The following is a 20225-nucleotide window of genomic DNA, read 5'->3' as shown; positions in this document are numbered from 1 at the left end:
ACCAATGCAATGTGTTGTATTTGCCGCAAAATGCACAAAAAAATCCGGTGCTTTGGGAAGGATTTTCCATCATGATTGCCCAGCCGCTATAAAAACGTTAGCCGCCCGAAAACCACGCTTGATCGCGCTATCGCACGCACAGGAGCTTTCGCATGTCCTTCAAATCCAGTTTTATCGCCACCTGTCTGCTTACTGCGATGACGACCGCTGCCCATGCCGGCGGTGCGATTGCTCCGGTCGTACAAACTGACGTGGTGGCTGTGCCTGTCGAAAATACGGCCACGGATTGGGGCGGCGCCTATGTCGGTGGCTGGATCGGCTATGCCACCGGCGCAGATGACAGGGTCGGAGTTGATGAGTTCGATCTGAATGGCGAACTTGAAAGTTCCCTCAGGCCGGAACTCGATCTCGATGTAAGAGGCGTAAACGCCGGTCTGAATATCGGCTATCGCTGGCAAATCGATAACTGGGTTTTCGGTCCCGAACTCTTCTATGAACGCGGCAATATCGACGATGAGCTCAGCTACTCCGGCGATCATGAGAACGGGGCGACGCTTATCTCGAAGGTAAACTATGTCGCTGGCTTGCAGTTCAAGGGCGGTTTCGCATTCGCGTCCGGCACGCTGCTTTATGGCAGCGTCGGCTATGTTCGCGGAGACTTCGACTATGATTGGTTCGAGACAGATCTCGGCGATACCATCATCGATGAGACAAAGGGTTATAATGCTGACGGTTATTCCCTTGGTCTTGGCGTCGAGCGCAAGCTGAGCGAAAAATGGTCGATCTTCGGCGAGTGGCAGTACCGCAATTTCGGCAAGACGAATATCAGCTATGCTTACGAAGATGGCAGCAAGCTGACCCGTGCGACCCCGGAACATCACAACTTCAAGCTGGGCGTGAATTTCCAGTTCTGATCGACGAGCTCATCATGATCGGGGCCGACCGCCAGCGGGCGCGTCGGCCTTTTTCATGCCCCGCGACGGGATCAGGGGCACGCCCAACGCCTTTCGGCCGCAAGCGACCGCGATCCCCTGCGGGACAAGCGCCGTCAGCACCGGATCATCCGCCGAAAGCCCCCCCGTATAGGTTCCGAAGGCGGGCAGGATCAGGTGGTCACGCCCGATCAGAAAGCATCGCCGCCGCTGCCCCGCCAGACGGATGCAGGGGTGGTAGTGACCCGAAATATCCGGCCCCTGCCCGGCCTCGTGTCGAAAGCACAGCCCGTCATCCAGCATGGGCAGATCGCGGCCCGGAAGATCGGGTGAGACCGGATCCGGGTCGTGGTTACCGCTGACCCAGATCCAGTCGCGGCCCGTCGCCATAGCCCGGATCTGTTCACGCGTGTTTACGGGCAGGCTGTGACCGGCCTGACTGTCATCGAAACCGTCGCCCAGGCTGATCACGCAGGCCGGATCGGTCGCTGCAATCTCGGCCGCCAGCCGCTCCAGCGTGTCGCTGACCTCATAGGGCGGCAGCAGCGCGCCACCGCGCCGCGCCATCCGCTCGGATTTTCCCAGATGCAGGTCCGCGACGATCAGCCAGCGGCGCGCGGGCCAGTAAAGCGCGCCCGAGGGTCGGGCCAGCAACTTCTGCCCATTGAAATCGAAGGGAAATCCGCTCATTCCAGCCCTGCCTCGGCCATCAGCGCCGCAGCCTCTTCCTCGGCCAGCCTCTCGCGCCCCTGCCCGGCAATCGGCACCTTTCCGACCTCCAGCAGCAGCGGCGCGGCCAGCGGGGTGACGCGATCCAGCACCCGGTGCTCTTGCCGGTCGGTGCGGGCCAGCATCTCTTCGATGCGATCGAAATCGACCAGCCCGCGACGGGCCTCATCCGCCGTGATCCGCAGCATCAGGTGATCGGGATCGTATTTGCGCAAGGTGTCGTAAAGGATATCGCTGGAAAAGGTCGCCTGCCTGCCCGTCTTGCGCTGTCCGGGCATATTGCGGTGGATCAGACCGGCAATCGTGGCGACGCCGCGAAAGGTCCGCTTCATCACCGCATTCCCCGCCAGCCAGTCGCCCAGACCCGCGCGCAACCCCTCTGGGTCCAGAAGAGGCGCGGGATCGCTGACCGGGTCCAGCGACCAGATCAGCAACGCATAATCGGTCGACAGAAAGCCCAGCGGACCAAGCCCCGCCTCTTCCATCATTCGCGTCATCAGCAGGCCCAGCGTCTGCAGGGCATTCCGACCGGCAAAGCCGTAAAGCGCGAAATGCCAGCGCCCGTGATGGGGAAAGCTTTCGCTCAGCAGCAGGCCGGGCCGGGGCAGCAGGCTGACCCGGGATTGCAGCGCCAGCCAGTCGCCGGTGTCGGGCGGCAGGACGGTGTGGCGCGCGGGATCGCCGATCAGATCCAGCACCCGATGCGACAATTGGGTCGAGGTCGCCAGCTTCACCCCCGAAAACACCGCGATCTTGGGCTGTTTCGTCGGTTGCTTCGTGACCTCGACGACCATTTCGCGCAGCCCTTCATAGCGCACCGTCTGGCCGCCGATCAGGAAGGTATCGCCCGGCTCAAGACTGGCGGCAAAAGCCTCTTCGACTTCGCCCAGGGGCACACCGCCGCGGCCACGCATGCGCACCTTCAGCATCTCGGCCTCGACAATGGTGCCGATATTCATGCGCAGGTCGCGGGTGGCGCGCGGATCGCGCAGCCGCCACAGCCCGTCACGCTGCATCAGCCGTTGCCAGCGGTCATAGGCCCGCAGCGCATAGCCGCCGGTCGCCGCGAAATCCAGACAGGCATCGAAATCCGCGCGGGACAGATCGCGATAAGGGCCTGCACCACGCACTTCCCGGTACAGGCGATCCGCGTCGAACGGCCCGGCGCAGGCCGTCAGCAGGATATGCTGGCACAGCACGTCCAGCGGACCGGGCGGACGCGGATCGCCGTCCAGATCGCGGTCCTGCACGGCCTCCAGCGCGGCGACGCATTCGATCACCTCAAACCGGTTGGCGGGCACGATCCGGGCGCGCGAGGGGGCATTATAGCGATGGTTCGCCCGGCCGATACGCTGGACCAGCCGCTTGATATTTCTGGGCGCGCCGATCTGGATCACCAGATCCACGGCGCCCCAATCGATGCCCAGATCCAGACTTCCCGTCGCCACCACGGCCCGCAATTCGCCCGCCGCCATGGCCGCCTCGACCCGTCGGCGCGACTCTCGTGACAGGCTGCCGTGATGCAGGCCGATGGGCAGGTTGTCGTCATTCGCAGCCCAAAGCGCCTGAAAGAACAGCTCGGCCTGCGCGCGGGTGTTGATGAAGATGATGGTGGTATTGGCCTGCCGGACCTCGGCCAGAACCTCGGGGATGGCATAGTGACCGCCGCCGCCGGCCCAGGGCGCGGGGCGTTCCGTGGCCAGCATGGCGATATCCGGCTCGGGGCCGGGATCGGCGTGAATGATCCGTGCGCCGCCCATGAAATCGGCCAGAGCCTGCGGATCCTCGACCGTGGCCGAAAGGCCGGTCGCGATCAGATCCGGTGCCAGGCTGCGCAGCCGGGCCAGACACAGCATCAACTGATCGCCGCGCTTGCTTTCGGCGAGGGCGTGAAGCTCATCCAGGACCACGCGCTTCACGCCACCAAAGATCTTGGGCGCCTGTTCATAGGACAGCATCAGCGCCAGAGATTCCGGCGTGGTCAGCAGGATATCGGGCGGATCCACCTTTTGCCGGGCGCGCTGGCTGGCGCGGGTGTCGCCGGTGCGATCCTCGATCCGGATCTGCAGGTCCAGATCGGCCACCGGTCGCGACAGGTTGCGCGCGATATCCGAAGTCAGCGCCTTCAATGGCGAGACATAAAGCGTGTGCAGCCCGCCCTGCGGTGTCTGCAGATCAACCAGCGCGGGCAGGAACCCCGCCAGCGTCTTGCCCCCGCCCGTCGGCGCAATCAGCAGGCTGTCCTCTTGCGCATCCAGCAGGGCGATCTGATGCGGGTGCGGCTGCCAGCCCTGCCGACTGAACCAATCGTGAAAGCGTGGCGGCAGGTTCATCTCAGCACACTGTAATCATGCGGGAAAATTCTCAAATTTCTGTCATAAACCGGCCTTATGGCCAGATTCATGGTCGGATCCTTACCGACAGCAACCTTTTGCCCGGCATGTTTCTGCAATTCGGCGGGATTGTTCGCGACGGCGGACAGGGGCGTTGCCAGATCGAAAACCCCGCCCTTAGGTTGCGCCTGCCAACTTCGACAAGGCAGCACATCTTTCCGGCTGGCAGGCCGGGACCATGAAGGGGAATCGTCCCGATTCACCCAACGGTCGGCTGTTGCCTTGTTCCTGAAAAACGAAGGAGACCCGAGATGGCAAGAGACTTGGTTTTGGAAGAAGAGATCGATCAGTTCGATTTCGACGGCTGGGGCATCCGGTCGGATCAATCGGCCCAGCGCGCGGACAGCGCCGCCCTGACCAGCCGGTCGGTCAGCACCCTGTCGCAACTGAGCGAGCAATCCGCCCGCGCCGCCGAGGCGGTGATGGAGGGGCGCAAGATCGATCCCGGCGGCGATGCCATTCCGCTTGGGGATGATATCTTCGACAAGCCCGGCCTTTCGGCCGATATCAGCGCCGCAGCCGCGCCGACCGACCGCTATGTCAGCAGCAGCGGTCAGAATGTCGATGCCAGCGGCGAATATAATATCGAGCTGGTCTTCAAGGGCGACTGGCCCGATGAGTTGCGCGCCGATTTCCAGCGCGCTGCGGATTACATCAGCAGCATCATCCAGGGCGATCTGGCCGATGTCGGCGATGTGGACGATCTGCGCATCTCGGCCGAGCTGCAGTCGATCGACGGCCAGAACGGCACGCTGGCCTATGCCGGTCCGACCTCGACCCGTGGCAACGGGCTGAGTTCGGAAGGGCAGATGGTCTTTGACAGCGCCGATGCGCAATCCATCAGCAGCAACGGAACTTTCGACGATCTGGTCCTGCATGAGATGATGCATTGCGTCGGCATCGGCACCTTGTGGGACAGCCTGACCGAAGGCTCGGTCGCGTCGGGCGACATGCGCTTTACCGGCGAAAACGCCAAGGCGGCCTATGAGGCGGTGTTCCCCGAGATTGCGGGCAATGACCCGTCCTCGGATCGGGGCGTGCCGATTGAAACCGACGGGCAACCGGGAACGGCCGGCGGGCATTGGGACGAGGACACGTTCCAGGACGAGGTGATGACCGGCTATATCGATCAGAGCAACTTCTTTTCGGGCATGACCGCTGCCGCGCTTGAGGACATGGGATACGACACGATCTTCGATCCCGCGAATCCGGGTGCCTCCATGCCGACGCTGGGCGATCAGTTGCTGCTCGCCTAGCTCGGCGGCGGCCCCGGCGAAGCGCGCTTCCTCCCCGACGCGGCCGGGGCCGCCTTTGATCACGGTCGGGCCCGTCATGCGCCCTCACGCGGCAGCATGGCAGTCAGGGCCGACAGATGATCGGCCTCATCCGCGGGCTTGTCCCAGCGGATGCGGCTGATCCGGGGAAAGCGCATGGCCACGCCGGATTTGTGCCGGGCCGAGGCGTTCAGCCCCTCGAACGCAATCTCCAGCACCAGTTTCGGCTCGACCGCGCGCACCGGGCCAAAGCGATCCACGGTGTTGGTGCGCACGAAACGGTCCAGCTTGCGCAACTCTTCATCCGTAAAGCCGAAATAGGCCTTGCCCACCGTCACAAGCTGATCGCCGTCCCACAGACCAAAGGTGAAATCGCTGTAGAAGCCTGACCGCTTGCCGTGCCCACGCTGGGCATAGAGCAGCACGGCATCGACAATCATCGGATCGCGCTTCCATTTGAACCACGGGCCGCGCGGCCGACCGGCGACATAGCTGCTGTCGCGGCGTTTGATCATCACGCCTTCGATGACCGATGACGGCGGATCGGCGCGCAGCGCCGCCAGATCGTCCCAGTTTTCAAAGGACAGCAGCGGTGACAGATCGATGCGATCGCTGCCGAAATCGGCCCGCTGCAGCCACGCCCTGCGCTCGGTCAGGGGCAGGCTGCGCAGATCGTTGTCCTGCCACAGCATCACATCATAGACCCGCAGGCCCGCCGGGTGGCTGTCCAGCATGGCGCGGCTGACCGTCTTGCGGCCCAGCCGTTTTTGCAGATCGCCAAAGGGGGCGACATCCGTGCCACGCCGGACCAGAAGCTCGCCATCCACCGCGCCATCGAAATTCAGCGCCTCGATCACATCGGGAAATGATCCGCTGATATCCTCTCCCGTGCGCGAATACAGCCTGCGGATGCCATCGTCATTGACGGCCTGCACACGAATGCCGTCCCATTTCCATTCTGCAAGATAGTCCGAGGGGTCGAAGGCGCGCAGCTGGTCCAGATCCACCGGCGTCGACAGCATGACGGGCCGGAAGGGCGCCTTGGCGGCCTGTTCGGGGCGCGGGCCGCCCTCGATCCAGTCGAACAGGGGCTGATAGGGCGGGGTCAGCCCGTGCCAGATCTCTTCGATATCCGCGACCTCTGGCGCGCCCATCTGTGCCAGCGCCATCCGCGCCATGCGTGCGGACAGCCCGACCCGCATATTTCCGGTGGCCAGCTTCAGAAAGGCCAGCCGTTCCGAGGGGCCCAGCCGATCCAGCATCGCGGCAATGGCGGCGGGCAAAGCCGCCTTGCCGGTCTGGGACAACAGATCCACCGCCTGATGCAGCGGCACATCCTCATCCCCCTCGGACTCCCAGAGCAGCGCGATGGTTTCGGCCAGATCGCCAACGAAATCATAGGACAGGCTGAACAGTTCTTCGTCCAGGCGTTCGGCCATCAATCCGCGCAGCAGCCCCGGCGTCACCGCCCGCAATTTCAGATCGCCGGTCAGCGCAGCCAGTGCATAGCCGCGATCGGGATCAGGCGTTGCCTGCAGGTAATGGCGCAGCAATTGCAGCTTGGCATTTCGCGCGGCGGTGAAGGCCAGACGTTCCAGAAGATGAGCGAAGGCCTTCATTCCGGCTCTTCCTCATAGCCGACCAGTCGCAGCGGCCGTGCGGCGAAACCGTTCAGCGCGCACCAGCGCATCAGGCCCTCTTCGGCGCCGTGGGTGATCCAGACCTCGGACGGGTTCAACTGCCGGATGGTCTGCGTCACCTGCGGCCAGTCGACATGATCGCTGATCACCAGCGGCAGTTCCACACCACGCTGGCGGGCGCGGGCGCGAACCTGCATCCAGCCGGAGGCAAAACCGATCACCGGATCGCGAAAACGCTGCACCCAGGGGCTGGAAAAGGCCGAGGGCGGGGCGACGACAAGCTGCGAGGGCATGTCTGCCGCCGTCGCCGGGATCAGCGGCCCCAAGTCGATACCCTGCGCCTGATGGTAATCGCAAAGCCGTTGCAAGGCACCGTGAATGGCAATCGGGCCGTCGATTCCCGCCCGCCGGGCCAGCGCGATCACATGCTGCGCCTTGCCCAGGGCATAAGCGCCGATCAGATGCGGGCGGTCGGGAAATTCAGCCATGCTGGCCAGCAGGCGCGACATTTCCTGCATGGGATCGGGATGGCGAAAGACCGGCAGGCCAAAGGTCGCCTCGGTCACGAACACATCGCAGGAAACGGGCTCGTAGGGCGCGCAGACCGGGTTCGCGCGGCGGCAATAATCGCCCGAGACCACGATTTTCGGCCCTTTATCCGGCTGGATCGCGATCTGGGCCGAGCCGAGGATATGGCCCGCAGGGTGAAAGCTGACCGTCGTTGTCCCGATCCTGACCGGCCCGTCGGCGATCTGTCGGCTGGCGGTGAAATCCTCGCCATAGCGGATGGCCATGATGTCCAGGGTCTGCGCCGTGGCCAGAACCGATCCGTGACCGGCGCGCGCATGGTCGCCATGCCCATGCGTGATCAGCGCCCGATGCACCGGACGCAGCGGGTCGATATGGAAATCGCCGGGGATGCAATAGAGCCCCTCATGTGTCGGTTGCAGGATCTGATCGGCACGCATGGCACCAAGATGGCGAACATTTCGTGAAAATCAACGTGGCAGATTCAGCGGCCTGCCTTCGAAGATGGTTTCCATCGAAAAGACGCCGGTGACGCGCTCAAGATCCATATCCGTGATCAGCGCCTTGTAGCAGTGATCGTAGCCCGCCATCGAGGTCGTCACCAGTTTTGCCATATAGTCCCATTCGCCGCCGATGCGGTGGAATTCGGTGATTTCGGGAATGGATTCGACACGGGCACGAAAGCGGCGCGCCCAGGCATCGTCATGGTGGCGGGTGCGGATCATCACGAAGACCGTCAGGTGCAGCCCGGCCTTGTCCGCATCGATCAGCGCACGGCTGCCCTTCAGCAGCCCCGCATCTGTCAGCCGTTGCAGGCGACGCCAGCAGGCGTTTTGCGACAGGCCGATCCGTTCGGCAAGCTGGCGCTGCGACAGCGAGGCATCCTGTTGCAGTGCGGACAGGATGCGGTGGTCAGTTTCGTCGATTTGCAAGCGTTGCTCGTTCATTTGACCCGGGCTTTATGGATATTTAAGCAAAGAAGAAATCAAAATCTATGCTGCTCTGTGCGATTCTCTGATCAAAGAAAGAGGTCGCCCCATGGATATTTTTGACAAGTTTCGCGCCGGACTGGGTTCCATAGAGGATCTGCATGAGGGGTTGATCGGCCGCGATGCGGTCATCGACGGGCCGTTCGGGCCGAAACCGATGATCTATGCCGATTATGTCGCCTCGGGCCGGGCATTGCGGCAGGTCGAGCGCTTTGTGATGGAAGAGGTGCTGCCCTGGTATGCCAACAGCCATACCGAGGCCAGCCATTGCGGCGGCATGATGACGCGGATGCGGCGTGCCGCCCGGGCCGAGATCCTGCGCTGTACGGGTGGCGGGGCCGATCACGCGGTGATCTTTGCCGGATCGGGGGCGACCGCGGGGATCAACCGGGTGGTACATCTGCTGGATGTGGGTCCGGGCACGACGGTTCTGATCGGGCCTTATGAGCATCATTCGAATATCCTGCCCTGGCGCGAAAGCGGCGCGCAGGTGATCGAGCTGCCAGAGGCCGAAGAGGGGGGCGTCGATATGGCGGCGCTGGCGGCGGCGTTGGAAATGGCCTCGGGTCACGTGATCGGGGCGTTTTCGGCGGCCTCGAATGTGACCGGGGCGATTTCGGATGTGGCGGGCATCACCCGCGTGATGAAAGCCGCTGGCGCGAGGGTTGTCTGGGATTATGCGGGCGGGGCGCCCTATCTGCCGATTGACCTGTCTTTGGGGATGGATGCGGTTGTCGTCTCTCCGCATAAGTTCATCGGCGGGCCCGGCGCGTCGGGTGTGCTGCTGTTGCGGCGCGATGCGGTGGTGGCGGCGCGGCCCAGCCTGCCCGGCGGTGGCACAGTGAAATTCGTGAACCGGCATGGGCATGATTATGCGACCGCCGTCGAAGCGCGGGAGGAGGCCGGCACCCCCAATGTCATCGGCGATATCCGGGCCGCCCTGGTCTTTGCGCTGAAGGACCGGATGGGGCAGGCACGGATTGATGCGACCCATGCCCGCTGGCTGGACAAGGCGGCATCGCTGCGCAATGTGCCGGGCCTGACGCTGCTGGGGCACCCTTCGGCGCCGCGCCTGCCGATCCTGTCCTTTCGCATTGGCGATGGTCAGGGCGGCTTTATCCATCAGCAATTGGCGACCCGGATGCTGTCGGATCTCTACGGCGTTCAGGCCCGGGGCGGCTGCGCCTGCGCGGGGCCCTATGTCCATCGTCTGCTGGGGATCGGGGATGAGGCGTCAGAGGCATTGCGTGCCGCGATCCTGCGCGGGGAAGAGATCGAGAAGCCCGGTTTTGTCCGGCTGAACCTGTGCTGGGCAGCGCCCGAGGCAGAGATCGACGCGATCTTGTCGGCCATTGCCGATCTGGCGAAACACGCCCCGCGCTATTGCGGCCGCTATTCCTGCGACAGCGCGACGGCGATCTTTTCACCGCGGGCGGCATAGGCGTCGCGGCGGCAGGCGGCCATCTTGCGGGAATAGTCGCGGACCAGCGCCACACGGCGGGGGCGAAAGCTGTCGCCGGTCAGATCCATCTTCTGAATGCGGTTGACGTGGAAGACGCGGAAATCCATGCGCAGCCGGCACTGGGCCAGCAGCATCAGCGTGCGTTGTGAATAGGACAGTCCCAGCGGCCAGATCTCGCGCGTCGTGGCCGCGCCTTGCAGGTCGCGATAGTCGATCCGCAGCGCCAGTTCGTTCCAGCAGGCATGGCGAAGCAGCGCCAGATCCACCTGCGGCGGGTCGCGGTCGGGCGCGCTGGCAAAGCTGCGCGTGATGGCGTGAAGCGCCTGTTGCGCCTGCCGTTCGGGAAGCGTCGCGATGATCCGCGACAGCGCGCTTTGCGCCGCATCCGTCAGTTCCGCATCCCCGATCCCGGACAGCGCATCGACGGCCAGCCGCAGGGCCTCGATCTCCAGCCGTGAAAAGCTTTGCGGCGGCAGGGCGGGATCCTCGGTCAGGGTATAGCCCAGCCCGGCCTCACCATCGATCAGGGCACCGCCCGCACGCAAGGTGGCGATGTCGCGGTAAAGCTGCCGGGGTGACACGCCGGTTTCCTGGGCCAGCCGTGCGGCGGTGACCGGCGCGGGCAGGCGGCGCATCACGTCCATCAGGCGCATCAATCGGTCGGTGCGGGGCATGCTGCCTCTTTCTGTCAGCAGGGCCGGTCTAGTGTCTGGATAGCACTGAAACAGGAGCCACGCCAATGCTGACACTTTACCATGCCCCCAACAGCCGCTCGACCAGTATTCTGCAGTTGATTGACGAGTTGGGCGCCACCGATCAGGTCGCGATCAGAACGGTGAACATCCAGCGACAGGATGGGTCTGGCGGGACAGATCCCGCCAATCCGCACCCCGAGGGGAAGGTCCCCTATCTGACGGATGGCGAGGATTACGTTCACGAGCGTGGCGCGATCACGCTGTATCTGACCGACCGGTTTCCCGATGCGGGACTGGGTCCGGTGGTGGGCGATCCGCGACGGGGGCGCTATCTGTCCTGGCTTGGCTGGTATCAGGGCGTGTTCGAGCCGGTGACCATCCTGCGTTGGGCGCAACTGGATCACCCGGCGCTGAGGGCGACATTTCGCGATTATGACGCGGCCATTGCGCGGCTGGATCAGGTGCTGTCGGCGCAGCCCTATCTGCTGGGCGATGCGTTCAGCGCGGCCGATCTGCTCTGCGCCAGCCCCTTTGCGTGGTTTGGCGATCAGATGCCCGTCACGCCCGCGATCAGGGACTGGGTGGCGCGCTGTCAGGATCGCGACGCGGCGCGGGCAGCAGCGGCAGCCGATAATCCCTGATCAGCTGGGTGGCGGGCGCTTGACCGGCGGCACCTTTGCCGTGGGGGCCTTGGACAGCTGAACCGCCAGAATACCGACCATGATGATCCCGACGCCAAGCACGTCACCGGCGCCCAGCTGTTCCCCCAACAGCGCGGCGCCGATGGCCACCCCGAAGAAGGGCGTCAGGAAATGGAAGGTGGCGGCACGCACGGCCCCGATCCGTTCGACCAGCAGGAACCAGACCCATGTGGCCGCAAGTCCGGGAACCAGCACGGTGTACAGGAAGGCCAGCACCAGTCCCGGCTCAAGGCTGATATACCATGTCTCGACCAGCGGAGAGATGATGGCCAGCGTCACCGCCCCGACCAGCATCTGCAGGCCGACGATCATCATCACATTGCCGCCCGCACTGGCCCCCCGCACGCTGAGCGTCGCCACGGCCAGCGCCAGCGCGGCAAGGAAGCACAGCGCGATCCCCACCGGATCACTGCCCCCTTGCAGGCGCGCGCCCATGATGATCGCGACGCCGATCAGCCCCAATGACAGACCGGCGACGCCCAGGGGCCGCAGCCGCTCGCCCATCGCGACCCAGCCGATAAAGGCCACCATCAACGGCATCGTCGCCGCGATGATCGAGGCGAGCCCGGCCTCGATCCATTGCATCGCGATCCAGTTCAACCCCAGATAAAGCGCGTTTTGGCACAGGCCCAGGACGATCACCGCGCGCCATTGATTGCGCGTCATGCTGCGCCAGGTCTGTCCCAAGGCCAGCGCGATCAACACCGCGATCCCGCCAGACAGTGCAAATCGCAGCGCCAGCGCCATCAGCGGCGGGATTTCGGTCACGATCATCCGGGTCGAGGTAAAGGCAGAGGCCCACATGATCGCAAAGACCAGACCCATCAGGATCGCGCGAATATCCATCTCCGCCCCTTTTTTTTCGAAAGATACGATATGGCTAGCAGAGAGGTCTGGCGGCTTAAAGGCGCAAAAGGCGAAAGCCAGCCATGCAGGAAAGCGGCCTTGCCGGATCAGGCTGCGGGGGCGCCGTTCATCGGACGCGGCTGATGGCGCTGCGGTGCCGGGCAGGTCGTGCGACGCCATCCGCGCCAACAGAAAAAGGCCGCACCAGATGGTACGGCCTGATCCATGCGATGGTGCTGGGCGATCAGCTGTTGACGCTGTCTTTCAGAGCCTTCGCAACAGTCACCTTCACCTGCTTGTCAGCCGGCTTGGTCATCATTTCCTGGGTCTGCGGGTTGCGGACCTGACGCTCGGGGCGTGCGCGGCAAGCGACTTTGCCGATGCCCGGCAGGGTCACTGCGCCACCACCGGCGACTTCACGGGTTACAACCGCTGCGATAGCGTCCAGCGCGGCAGTTGCGGTTTTCTTGTCCGAGCCCATTTCCTCGGCCAGGGTCGCGACCAGTTGAGTCTTGGTCATCGGTTTTGCGGAAGGCGTAGCCATATATCTGTCTCCTCTTGCCCTGTTTTCGTGGGCCCACAAATAGCGCCGTTTGCGGCATAGGGCCTGCTACACACGGTTTTGCCCGGCAGATCAAGCATTTTTCGCCTTTCCAGCGAATTCCTGCGTTTTGCATGCCGGGTGACGCTAGGTCAAAGAAATGCTGTTTCGCTGAATGAGCGCAATTTTCGCGAATGGATGCGTTCAAGCGGCATTTCGCGCAGTTTTTCCATCGCCCGGATCCCGATCAACAGATGGTTCGCGACCTGTGTACGATAGAAATCCGTGGCCATGCCGGGCAGCTTCAATTCGCCATGCAGGGGCTTGTCGCTGACGCAAAGCAAGGTGCCATAGGGCACGCGGAAACGGAAGCCATTCGCGGCGATGGTGGCGCTTTCCATATCCAGCGCGACGGCGCGCGACAGCGACAGGCGGTGCACCGGGCCGGAATGGTCGCGCAACTCCCAGTTGCGGTTGTCGATCGTGGCGACGGTGCCCGTGCGCATGATGCGCTTCAGTTCGAAGCCTTCCAGCTTGGTGACTTCGGCAACCGCCTCTTCCAGCGCCACCTGCACCTCGGCCAGGGGCGGGATTGGCACCCAAACCGGCAGATCGTCGTCCAGCACGTGATCCTCGCGCAGATAGGCATGGGCCAGCACGAAATCGCCAAGCCGCTGACTGTTGCGCAGACCGGCGCAATGGCCAACCATCAACCAGGCATGGGGACGCAGCACCGCGATGTGATCGGTCGCGGTTTTCGCATTCGAGGGGCCGACGCCGATATTGACCAGCGTGATCCCCTGCCCGTCCTTGCGCTTGAGGTGATAGGTCGGCATTTGCGGCATCTTTGCCAGAACCGGCAATTCCTGATCGGGTCCGGTAATCTCTTGATTTCCGGGCGCGACAAAGCCGGTATAGCCGCTGTCCGGATCGGCCAGCATGCGGCGGGCATAGGCTTCGAATTCGTCGACATAAAACTGATAGTTCGTGAACAGCACGAAATTCTGGAAATGCTCGGCCGCGGTGGCCGTGTAATGCTGCAGCCGCGCCAGCGAATAGTCGATCCGCTGCGCCGTGAAAGCCGACAGATATTGCGCGCCATCGGCCAGATCCTCGGCCACGCCATTGACGATATCGTCGTTCATGGTCCGCAGGTCCGGAACGTCAAAGACATCGCGCAGCGAAAATTCCAGCACGCCTTCCTGCGGCACGGCCAGCTCATCGGTCTGGGCGGCCACGGCGAAATGGACCGGCATCGGGGTGTCGCTGAAACTGACCGTCACCGGAACGCCGTGATTCTTGATCAGCAGGCCGATCTGCTCGATCAGGTAATGCTGAAACAGATCCGGGCGGGTGATGGTCGCGACATAGCTGCCCGGCTCGACCACATGGCCGAAAGACAGGCGCGAATCCACGTTCGGATGCGTGTTCACCGTCAGGCGAATTTCCGGGTAAAAGGCGCGATAGCGCGCCGTGGGCTGCTGCCCCTCGATCATGCTGACAAAGCGGGTGACCAGAAATTCGGTCGCCTCTGAATACAGCTCTTGCAGGCGCTTCACGGCGGCACGGGGATCGGTGAATTGTTCGCGGGCGACCGGTTCGGGCGTCTTGACCGGCAGAAAACGGGAATCCGTATCCATCAATGATCTTCCTTCTGATTGACGTGAAACTGCCAGCACCGGCGAAGGCAAGCAAGCGTCTGGTGCAGGCAGGCTGATTTCGTTACCGTGCCGTCATGGAATTTCTTGTTTTCGGTCACGGCTATAGCGCAGGTTTTCTGACCCCCTTGCTGCGGGCAGAGGGATGGCATGTCACGGGCACGACCCGCAGCGATCCGGATCGCGTTGCGGCGGCGGGGGCCACGCCGCTGCTGTGGCCGGGGTCAGAGGATCGCCTGCGCCAGGCCATCGCGCGGGCGGATGGCATCCTGATCTCAGCCGCGCCTGATTTGGAACGTGGAGATCCGGTGCTTGCCGATTTCCGCGATGCGCTGGCACAGGCCACGCCGCGCTGGCTGGGCTATCTGTCCACCACCGGCGTTTATGGCGACCGCGATGGGGGTTGGGTCGATGAGGACAGCGTGCTGGACGGGTCCGGACCGCGTGGACAGGCCCGCATCCGGGCCGAGGCCGACTGGCGCGCCCTGGCCGATAAGGCCGGTCTGCCGCTGCATATCTTTCGCCTTGCCGGGATCTATGGCCCCGGTCGCGGTCCCTTTGAAAAGGTCCGCAAGGGCACAGCCCGCCGGATCATCAAGCCGGGTCAGGTCTTTTCCCGTATTCATGCCGAGGATATTGCGCAGGTTCTGCTGGCCTCGATCAAGGCGCCCGCGCCCGGCACCGCCTATAACCTCTGCGACAATGATCCTGCGCCGCCGCAGGACGTGATCGCCTATGCCGCCGAATTGCTGGGCCTGCCGATCCCCCCGGCGGTCGATTTCGACGACGCCGATATGTCGGCCATGGCGCGGTCCTTTTATCAGGACAGCAAGCGCGTCTCGAACCGGCGCATCCGGCAGGATCTGGGGGTCACGCTGCGCTATCCCGACTATCGCAGCGGATTGCAGGCCATTCTGAAAGCCGAGGGCTGAGGCTTCGCGCCGCATTGCCTTTGGCGGCTGCACATGCATGATCGCGACCATGAAAACCGATGTCGATATTCTGATCGCGGGCGGCGGGCTGAACGGTCCGACGCTGGCGCTGGCGCTGGCGGGTGCCGGGCTTTCGGTGGCCGTGGTCGATCCGCGCCCGGCGGATGCGCGGGCGGGCGATGATTTCGACGGGCGCGCCTATGCGCTGGCCATCGCCTCGCAACGGCTGCTGACGGCGCTTGGGCTGTGGCCGGAACTCGCGCCCACCTCGCAGCCGATCCTGCAGGTCAAGGCCTCGCAGGGCCTGCCCGGTCAGGGTGCCGCGCCCTTCTTTCTGCATTTCGACAGCGCCGAGATCGAAGAAGGCCCGGTCGGCTATATGCTGGAAGATCGCTTTCTGTATCGCAGGCTGCTGACGGCCATGGCCGCGTCCGATGCCGTGACCCATCTGCCGGGTCTGGCCGTCACCGGGCATCAGGTCTATGCAACCCATGTCACCGTCGATCTGTCCGATGGGCGGCAGATGACGGCGCGGGCGCTGATCGGCGCGGATGGGCGCGGCTCATCCGTCGCCCGGCGAGCCGGGATCACCCGCAAAGGCTGGGATTACGGCCAGACCGCGCTGGTCACGGCGATCGAGCATGAGGAACCGCATCACGGCATCGCGCAGCAATATTTCATGGCCACCGGGCCGCTGGCGATCCTGCCCCTGCCCGGAAACCGCAGCAGCGTCGTCTGGTCCGAGACCAACCGCAATGCCAAAGCCATCGCCGCGCTGAATGACGAGGATTTCCTGACCGTCCTGCGGCCCCGCTTTGGTGACTATCTGGGGCAGATTTCGTTGGCCGGGACGCGTTTCACCTATCCGCTCAGCCTGTCGCTGGCCGAACGCTACGCCGCGCCGCGTGTCGCATTGGTTGGCGATGCGGCGCATGGTGTGCATCCGGTCGCGGGTCAGGGGCTGAACCTTGGCCTGCGCGATGTCGCCGCCCTGGCCGAGGTTCTGGTCGAGGCCGCAAGGCGCGGTGAGGATATCGGATCGGAACTGGTGCTGGAACGCTATCAGTCCTGGCGGCGCTTTGACGCGACCAGCCTTGCGCTTGGCATGGACAGCGTGAACCGGCTGTTTGGCAGCGACAACCCCATCCTGTCAGCCGCGCGCGGCATCGGCATGGGCCTTGTCACCGCCATACCGGCACTGCGTCGCGGCTTCATGCGGCAGGCGGCTGGCCTGTCGGTCGAGCCGATGCCGCGCCTGCTGACGGGCCGCGCGCTGTGACGAAAGGGGCAAGCGCCGCCGCCCGCTGCCTGCCGTCGCGCCTTATTCTGCGGCCATCGCTTCGACTGAGATCTTGATTTCGACCTCATCGGCAACGACCGGCGCGAACATGCCAAGGTCGAAGTCCGTGCGTTTGATCGTCGTCTCGCCGTCAAAGCCCACCGTCATCCGGCCGGTCGGGACACCTTCGCCATAGCTGTTGAACTCTGCCTCAAGCGTCACCGGTCTGGTGATGCCATTGATGGTCAGATCGCCCTTCACATCCGCCTCGTGATCGCCATCCGGGATCACCTCGGTCGAGGTGAAGCTGATCATGGAGGAGCCATCCGGCGAACTGAAGAAATCGTCGCTGCGAAGGTGTTCGTCCAGCGCAGGTGCCACGGTCATCAAGTTGGACAGCGGAAAACTGGCCTCGACGCTGGAATTGGACAGGTTTTCCGTATCAAGCACGATCCTGCCCTGGATCTCGCGCACCAGACCATAGCTTTCTGCGATGCCGTTATTGTGCTGGTAAGAGAAAGTGATCGAGCTGTGTTCGGGATCGAACTCATAGGTGCCAGAAACCGGCATGCTGTTTTGCGCCAGGACCGGTGTTGCAACAATGCCTGCCACAGCCGCCATAACGATAAATCCAGATTTCATGACATTCCTCATCTTCTGAAACAGGGATAGTTGCCTGACCAACGCAGGCTGTTTCAAAGGGGTTCCTGAACCGTCCCGGACCGCCGCCGGGCTGAAACAGAATTCAAGCCGCCGTGTTCACGGGAACCGTCACAGATCCGCGAGTGTTCGGGCCTGCATCCATCCGTGCATCGTGATGTGCATAACGAAACGAAAAGGATATGATCTGCCGCATGAACATCAGATCGCTCGCCCTTGCGCCCGCCCTTGTCCTTGCTCTTGCCTTTCCGGCATTGGCAGAACGTATCCCGCTGAACGAGATCTCACGCTATCTCAACAGCTTGCGCACCGTCACGTCGGAGTTCACCCAGGTGAACCCGGACGGCACGATTTCGACCGGCACGGTCTATCTGCAGCGCCCGGGCCGCGCCCGGTTCGAATATAATAACGACAATACGCTGATGCTGGCCTCGGGCGGCAATGTGGCGATCTTCGATCCGAAATCCTCGGGCGGGCCACAGCAATATCCGCTGGCGAAAACGCCGCTGTCGATCATTCTGGACGCGAATGTGAATCTGGGCCGCGCGAATATGGTCACCGGCTATACCGAGGCGAAAAACGCGACCGTCGTGACCGCGCAGGACCCCGAGCATCCCGAATACGGAAATATCCAGATGGTCTTTTCCAGCCCGACCCAGCTGCGCCAATGGGTCGTCACCGACGATGCGGGCAAGAAAACCACGGTCATTCTGGGCGAGCTGAACGCGGTCGGTTCGATCCCTGCCTCGCGCTTCAATATCGGCAATGAGATCGAACGCCGCAGATAGGCCGGAATACATCGCATAATTTGCACGATCAGCCGCGATCCATCATCCCGGCTGATCTGTCGCATCACGATATCTGGCTTGATCTTCCCGAGATGACGGGTCAACGCTGCAGGCTCTGATTTTGCCGAGCTGGTGTATCATGTCATCTCAATCACGTATCTTCACGCCTGTCCTGATCGGCGGCTGTTTCATCCTTCTGATCAACTTCGCCCTGCGCGCCAGCTTTGGCGTGTTCCAGATCCCGATTGCCGAAGAATTCGCCTGGCCTCGGGCAGAATTTTCGCTGGCAATTGCGATCCAGAACCTGGCCTGGGGGATCGGGCAGCCCATCTTCGGGGCGCTGGCGGAAAAGTGGGGGGATCGCTGGGCCATCATTCTGGGGGCGCTGCTGTATTCCAGCGGCCTGATCCTGACGGCCTATGCCAATACGCCCGCCGGAATGCAGCTCTTGGAAATCATGGTCGGCTTTGGCGTCGCCGGGACCGGGTTCGGGGTCATTCTGGCCATCGTCGGACGCGCGGCAAGTGATGAGAACCGCAGCCTTGCCCTGGGCATCGCCACCGCCGCAGGTTCTGCCGGGCAGGTCTTCGGCGCGCCTCTGGCCGAGATCCTGCTGGCCTTTTACACATGGCAGGCTGTCTTCATCATCTTCGGCGTCATCGTCCTCAGCTGCCTGTTCTTCCTGCCGATGCTGGGCGATGGCAAACCCGCCACCCGGTCAGAGCTGGAAGAAAGCATGGGCAGCGTGCTGAACCGCGCCTTTCGCGATCCGTCCTACATGATGATCTTCGCGGGCTTCTTTTCCTGCGGCTATCAGCTTGGCTTCATCACCGCGCATTTCCCCGCCATGATCACCGAGATGTGCGGCCCGATCAGCCCGCTGGGCACGCTGGCCAGCATCGGCATCACCAGCACCTCGGCCCTTGGCGCGGTGGCGATCTCGCTGATCGGGATGGCCAATGTCGCGGGCTCGATCCTGGCGGGCTGGCTGGGCAAGCGCTATTCGAAGAAATACCTGCTAGCGGGTGTCTATACGCTGCGCACCATCGCCGCCGCGACCTTTATCCTGATGCCCATTACCCCGACCAGCGTCATCATCTTCTCGCTGGTCATGGGCGGGCTGTGGCTGGCAACGGTGCCGCTGACTTCGGGGCTGGTCGCCTATATCTATGGCCTGCGCTATATGGGAACGCTTTACGGCTTCGTCTTCCTGTCCCACCAGCTTGGTGCCTTCCTTGGCGTCTGGCTGGGCGGGATGCTGTATGATGTCTATGGCGATTACACCCTGGTCTGGTGGATCGGCGTCGGCGTCGGCGCCTTCAGCGCGCTGATCCACCTGCCGATCCGCGAGGCCCCGGCCCGTCTGGCACCGGCGCCCGCCTGAGCCCGCAAGGGTGATTTGACCTTCCGGCGCGGCGGCCCTAGCCTCCGCCGCGCAACCGAAGGGGATCCTCCATGACCGACCAGACCAGGCGAAATCCGCGCGAACATGCGATGGCGATCCGCTATCAGCAGCGCTCGGCCGAGGTGAAGGCCCTGCAACGCCAATGCTACGCGCTGGCAACGCTGCGCCTGAAGGCGGCAGTCGAGGAACATGGGACGGGACAGGGTCTGGCCGTCGTCTCGGATATTGACGAAACGATTCTGGATAATACCGCCGTCATGGCCCATGCGATGACGCTGGACGGCAAGCATGATCATGTCGAGGTCTGGAAGACCTGGGAAAGAGAGGGGCAGCCCCATCTGATCCCGGGTGCCGCCGATTTCTTTCATCTGGCCGACCGGCTGGGCGTGACGATCTTCTACGTCTCGGACCGGTTCAACGAAAACAAGCTGGCCACCATCGCCACCCTGTCCCGGCTTGGCCTGCCACAGGTCCATGCCGATCACGTCCAGCTTTTCGGCCCCCCCAAGGCCGAGCGTCGCGCGGCCATCGAACGCGATCACAGGATCGTCCTGCAACTGGGCGATACGCTGCACGATTTCCACGGCGCCTTCGCCAATGTCCCGTTAGAGCGGCAGCACGAGTTGACCCATGATCACGCCGACCGCTTTGGCGATGACTGGATCGTCTTTCCCAATGCCGCCCATGGCACATGGATGGAGGCCGAAATCCGGTCCTGGGACAAATAGCACGCCGGGCAGCGGCTTGACTTCGGGCCGTTTCGCTTCATCCTT

19 protein-coding genes are annotated in these 20225 nt (G+C 63.3%); 9 read left to right on the top strand and 10 right to left on the bottom strand.

The window, feature by feature from the left end:
* The first annotated feature begins 152 nt into the window (after window positions 1–152).
* Window positions 153–914 carry an outer membrane protein gene (locus tag JHX87_RS12455; RefSeq protein ID WP_271884016.1) on the top strand — a complete coding sequence of 254 codons (762 nt, stop codon included), beginning with the start codon at window positions 153–155 and terminating at the stop codon, window positions 912–914.
* A gap of 12 nt (window positions 915–926) precedes the next feature.
* Here the strand turns inward: JHX87_RS12455 and pdeM are convergent, their stop codons facing one another.
* Window positions 927–1622 carry a ligase-associated DNA damage response endonuclease PdeM gene (pdeM, locus tag JHX87_RS12450; RefSeq protein WP_271884015.1) on the bottom strand — a complete coding sequence of 232 codons (696 nt, stop codon included), beginning with the start codon at window positions 1620–1622 and terminating at the stop codon, window positions 927–929.
* Window positions 1619–3994, bottom strand: a complete 2376-nt coding sequence (locus tag JHX87_RS12445) for a ligase-associated DNA damage response DEXH box helicase (protein ID WP_271884014.1) — start codon at window positions 3992–3994, stop codon at window positions 1619–1621. Before JHX87_RS12445 ends, pdeM begins: the two co-directional genes overlap by 4 nt.
* Before the next feature lie 311 nt (window positions 3995–4305).
* Here JHX87_RS12445 and JHX87_RS12440 point away from each other — a divergent pair, with 311 nt between their 5' ends.
* On the top strand, window positions 4306–5310 hold the full coding sequence (locus JHX87_RS12440) for a leishmanolysin-related zinc metalloendopeptidase (RefSeq protein ID WP_271884013.1): 1005 nt from the start codon (window positions 4306–4308) through the stop codon (window positions 5308–5310).
* 74 nt (window positions 5311–5384) lie between these two features.
* Here JHX87_RS12440 and JHX87_RS12435 read toward each other — a convergent pair whose 3' ends face one another.
* Genes JHX87_RS12435 through JHX87_RS12425 form a run of 3 tightly spaced genes read right to left on the bottom strand, consistent with a single transcriptional unit; the run spans window position 5385 to window position 8443 of the window.
* Window positions 5385–6947 carry a cisplatin damage response ATP-dependent DNA ligase gene (locus JHX87_RS12435; protein ID WP_271884012.1) on the bottom strand — a complete coding sequence of 521 codons (1563 nt, stop codon included), beginning with the start codon at window positions 6945–6947 and terminating at the stop codon, window positions 5385–5387.
* Window positions 6944–7936, bottom strand: coding sequence for a ligase-associated DNA damage response exonuclease (locus JHX87_RS12430; RefSeq protein ID WP_271884011.1), 993 nt, complete (start codon window positions 7934–7936; stop codon window positions 6944–6946). Before JHX87_RS12430 ends, JHX87_RS12435 begins: the two co-directional genes overlap by 4 nt.
* A gap of 30 nt (window positions 7937–7966) precedes the next feature.
* The gene (locus tag JHX87_RS12425; protein WP_271884010.1) at window positions 7967–8443 is read right to left on the bottom strand and encodes an Lrp/AsnC family transcriptional regulator; all 477 of its coding nucleotides are present in this window, start codon (window positions 8441–8443) and stop codon (window positions 7967–7969) included.
* Between the two features lie 91 nt (window positions 8444–8534).
* Here JHX87_RS12425 and JHX87_RS12420 point away from each other — a divergent pair, with 91 nt between their 5' ends.
* Window positions 8535–9926, top strand: coding sequence for an aminotransferase class V-fold PLP-dependent enzyme (locus tag JHX87_RS12420; RefSeq protein ID WP_271884009.1), 1392 nt, complete (start codon window positions 8535–8537; stop codon window positions 9924–9926).
* Here the strand turns inward: JHX87_RS12420 and JHX87_RS12415 are convergent.
* Complete coding sequence (locus JHX87_RS12415; protein ID WP_271884008.1) at window positions 9878–10621, bottom strand: helix-turn-helix transcriptional regulator; 744 nt, start codon at window positions 10619–10621, stop codon at window positions 9878–9880. The two genes, JHX87_RS12420 and JHX87_RS12415, sit on opposite strands and share 49 nt — an antisense overlap.
* Window positions 10622–10686: 65 nt before the next feature.
* On the opposite strand from JHX87_RS12415, the gene JHX87_RS12410 reads away from it, so the two are divergent.
* The gene (locus JHX87_RS12410; RefSeq protein WP_271884007.1) at window positions 10687–11283 is read left to right on the top strand and encodes a glutathione S-transferase family protein; all 597 of its coding nucleotides are present in this window, start codon (window positions 10687–10689) and stop codon (window positions 11281–11283) included.
* Here JHX87_RS12410 and JHX87_RS12405 read toward each other — a convergent pair whose 3' ends face one another.
* The 3 genes from JHX87_RS12405 to JHX87_RS12395 all read right to left on the bottom strand — a co-directional run bounded on the left by JHX87_RS12405 (window position 11284) and on the right by JHX87_RS12395 (window position 14370).
* Window positions 11284–12189, bottom strand: a complete 906-nt coding sequence (locus JHX87_RS12405) for a DMT family transporter (protein ID WP_271884006.1) — start codon at window positions 12187–12189, stop codon at window positions 11284–11286.
* 244 nt (window positions 12190–12433) lie between these two features.
* Window positions 12434–12733: an HU family DNA-binding protein gene (locus tag JHX87_RS12400; RefSeq protein WP_271884005.1), complete on the bottom strand. Its 300-nt coding sequence runs from the start codon at window positions 12731–12733 to the stop codon at window positions 12434–12436.
* A gap of 149 nt (window positions 12734–12882) precedes the next feature.
* Window positions 12883–14370, bottom strand: coding sequence for an AMP nucleosidase (locus tag JHX87_RS12395; protein WP_271884004.1), 1488 nt, complete (start codon window positions 14368–14370; stop codon window positions 12883–12885).
* Window positions 14371–14465: 95 nt separating this feature from the next.
* Between JHX87_RS12395 and JHX87_RS12390 the strand changes: the two genes are divergently transcribed.
* Both JHX87_RS12390 and JHX87_RS12385 read left to right on the top strand, forming a co-directional pair.
* Window positions 14466–15320 carry an SDR family oxidoreductase gene (locus JHX87_RS12390; RefSeq protein WP_271884003.1) on the top strand — a complete coding sequence of 285 codons (855 nt, stop codon included), beginning with the start codon at window positions 14466–14468 and terminating at the stop codon, window positions 15318–15320.
* Window positions 15321–15369: 49 nt separating this feature from the next.
* A complete protein-coding gene (locus JHX87_RS12385) occupies window positions 15370–16599 on the top strand; it encodes a UbiH/UbiF/VisC/COQ6 family ubiquinone biosynthesis hydroxylase (RefSeq protein ID WP_271884002.1) in 1230 nt (409 codons plus the stop codon).
* 42 nt (window positions 16600–16641) lie between these two features.
* Here JHX87_RS12385 and JHX87_RS12380 read toward each other — a convergent pair whose 3' ends face one another.
* Entirely contained in the window at window positions 16642–17241 is a 600-nt protein-coding gene (locus tag JHX87_RS12380; protein WP_271884001.1) for a YceI family protein, read from the bottom strand.
* Between the two features lie 212 nt (window positions 17242–17453).
* On the opposite strand from JHX87_RS12380, the gene JHX87_RS12375 reads away from it, so the two are divergent.
* The 3 genes from JHX87_RS12375 (at window position 17454) to JHX87_RS12365 (ending at window position 20180) form a co-directional block, all read left to right on the top strand.
* Complete coding sequence (locus tag JHX87_RS12375; protein ID WP_271884000.1) at window positions 17454–18047, top strand: LolA family protein; 594 nt, start codon at window positions 17454–17456, stop codon at window positions 18045–18047.
* A 139-nt stretch (window positions 18048–18186) separates the two neighbouring features.
* On the top strand, window positions 18187–19431 hold the full coding sequence (locus JHX87_RS12370) for an MFS transporter (RefSeq protein WP_271883999.1): 1245 nt from the start codon (window positions 18187–18189) through the stop codon (window positions 19429–19431).
* A 71-nt stretch (window positions 19432–19502) separates the two neighbouring features.
* Window positions 19503–20180 (top strand): 5'-nucleotidase, lipoprotein e(P4) family, encoded by a 678-nt coding sequence (locus JHX87_RS12365; RefSeq protein ID WP_271883998.1) that lies wholly within the window; start codon window positions 19503–19505, stop codon window positions 20178–20180.
* Window positions 20181–20225 lie beyond the last annotated feature (45 nt).

The sequence above is a fragment of the Paracoccus fistulariae genome (assembly GCF_028553785.1).
Taxonomy (GTDB): domain Bacteria; phylum Pseudomonadota; class Alphaproteobacteria; order Rhodobacterales; family Rhodobacteraceae; genus Paracoccus; species Paracoccus fistulariae.
Note: the sequence above shows the minus strand (reverse complement) of the source record. Positions and strands in the feature narration are given on the sequence as shown.